The organism is Streptomyces otsuchiensis, assembly GCF_004305975.1.
GTDB classification, from domain to species: Bacteria; Actinomycetota; Actinomycetes; order Streptomycetales; family Streptomycetaceae; genus Streptomyces; species Streptomyces otsuchiensis.
On record NZ_BHZI01000465.1, the window covers coordinates 1 to 2,344 of the forward strand.

General features: G+C 77.8%; 1 protein-coding gene and 1 pseudogene. One reads left to right on the top strand and one right to left on the bottom strand.

Annotation, left to right across the window (positions count from 1 at the left end; all coding sequences use genetic code 11):
- Positions 1-24 precede the first annotated feature (24 nt).
- Complete coding sequence (locus tag E0D90_RS25105; RefSeq protein WP_130800217.1) at positions 25-1,503, top strand: phytoene desaturase family protein; 1,479 nt, start codon at positions 25-27, stop codon at positions 1,501-1,503.
- A 50-nt stretch (positions 1,504-1,553) separates the two neighbouring features.
- Here E0D90_RS25105 and E0D90_RS26890 read toward each other — a convergent pair.
- Positions 1,554-2,344, bottom strand: a pseudogene (locus tag E0D90_RS26890) (hypothetical protein); the annotation flags it as partial.

The following is a 2,344-nucleotide window of genomic DNA, read 5'->3' on the forward strand; positions in this document are numbered from 1 at the left end:
GGCGCCCGCAGTAGGGTGCCGTCCATGGCAGGGATCGTGGTGGTGGGCGCCGGCATGGGCGCCCTGGCGGCGGCCGCCAGGCTCGCGACGTCGGGGCACCGGGTCACGGTGGTGGAGCGCACGGAGACGGTCGGCGGCTCCCTCGGGACGTACCGGCGCGACGGCTTCACCTTCGACACCGGCCCCGGGCTGCTGCACTTCCCGGCCGTCTGGCGCGACCTGTTCCTCAAGACCGGCCGGGAGCCGCTGGAGGAGTGCGTCGACCTGCGCCGGGTGGACCCGGCGACCGAGCACCGCTTCGCCGACGGCACCACCGTGCGGCTGCCCGGCTTCTCCCACGCGGGCGTCACCCGGGCGATGGACGAGACGTTCGGCTCCGGCACCGGTGACCGCTGGCGCTCGATGCTGGGCCGCGCCCGGGAGACCTGGGAGGCCACCCGCCGCCCGCTGCTGGAGGAACCGCTCACCCCGGCCGCACGCGCCGCCGCCGAACAGGACGACCCCTACCCCGCACGCCGAGCCGGCCTGCTGCGCCGCCGCCCGCGAACCCTTGCCGCCATGGCCGAGGACGAGCTGCGCCACCCCGGCGCCGCCGCCGTACTGACCTCGACGGTGCGGCGCTACGGACTGGACCCGTCGACCGCGCCCGCGGGTGCGGCACTGCTGGCCTACGTGGAGCAGACGTTCGGCACCTGGTACCCCACCGGTGGGATCGGCGCGCTCGCCGAGGCGGTGCGGCTGCGCTGCCTCGACCGCGGCGTGGAGTTCCTGCTGGGCGCCGAGGCGGTACGGGTGCTGGAGCGCGAGAACCGCGCGGCCGGGGTCGAACTCGCCGACGGCCGGCGGCTGGAGGCCGAGGCCGTGGTCTGGGGCGCCGCCTGGCCCGGCCCCGGCGCCGTCCGGGGCACCCGGGGCCGTTGCACTCTGCTGCTCGCGCTGCGCGGCGCACGCCCCGAGGGCACGGCGCACCGCACCGTGCTGCACGCGTCGGAGCCCGCCGGGGCCGGGCGGCCGGAGTCGCCGCCCGTCACCGTCGACCGGCCGGACGACCGGGAGCTGGTCCCGGACCGGCTGTTCGAGACGGCGGTGCTCAGCACGGACGTCCCCCCGCACCGCGCGGGCGGGCCCGCGGACATGTCGTCCGGCGAGGACACGGGCGTGGACTGGACCGCGCCGGGCGCGGCCGAGCGCTGCGCCGAACGCATGCTGGAACGGGCCGAGCAGGCGGGGCTCGGGCTGCGCGCTCGGGTGCTGTGGCAGGAGATCCGCACTCCGGCGCACGCCGAGAGGGAGACCGGGACGCCCGGGGGCGTGATCGCGCCACCGGTGCTCGCCGGGGCCCGGGGCACGCTCCTGGCCCCGGCCACCGCCGGGCGGCTGCCCGGCGCCTACCGCGTCGGGGGGCAGGCCCACCCAGGCGGCGGGCTGGTCCACGCCGGGATGTCGGGGGCGCTGGCCGCCGGGCTGATCGTGGAGGGACGGCGCTGGCGCGGGTCCTACTGACGTCGCGCCGCCGTGGCCGTGGCTGAGGAGCTGAGCCGGGCCGGGCGGCGTCAGTACCGCTGTTCGTCGTAGTTGTAGCCCTGCTGCTGGTGCTGCTGCTGGTGGCCCTGCTGGTGCTGACGGCCCTGCTGCTGCCCGTAGTCCTGGGCCTGCGGGTACTCCTCCGGCATCACGGTGTCGCGCTGCTGCGGTACCCACACTCCGCCGGGCGGGGTCTCCTGGTAGTAGGGACCGGGCGGCGGCCACGGGCCCTGCTGCTCCGGGTAGCCGCCGTCGAAGCCGTCGTTGCGGCCCTCGTACCCGCCGGGCGGCGGGTACTGGGTGCCGTAGCCCTGCGTCGTCGGGTCGGGGTACCCGCCACCGCCCACATACGGGTCGGAGTAGGGGCTGTAGCCGCCGGAGCCGTCCGCCGCGCCGCCCGCGCGGGCGTCGCCGGTGCCCGGACCGCCGTTGCCGTAGCCGCCGTCGTCGTAGCCACCGGGGTACTGCTCGCCCGTGCCGCGGTAGTCGCCGTACGGGGAGTGGTCGCCGCGCTCCGGGTAGCCCTCGCCGCCCTGGCCGGGGCCGTAGCCGGACGCCTGGGCGGGCGCGGGGTAGCCGTCCCGCTCGGGGTAGCGGCCGCCGTCCTCGTACCCCCGGTCAGGCGTTCCGGGGTACTCCTCGCGGCCGTAGCCGCCGTCCTGCCGGTAGCCGTCCCCGCCGGGGGCGTCCTGGCGCGGGTAGTCGTCCTGGCCGTAGCCGCCCGGCGGCGTCGCCGGGGCGCCCTGGTGGGCTGGGCGGGGGTAACCGTCGTCGCCGTAGGCGCCGTTCGCGTACGGGTCGTCGCCCGCCGTGCCGTAAC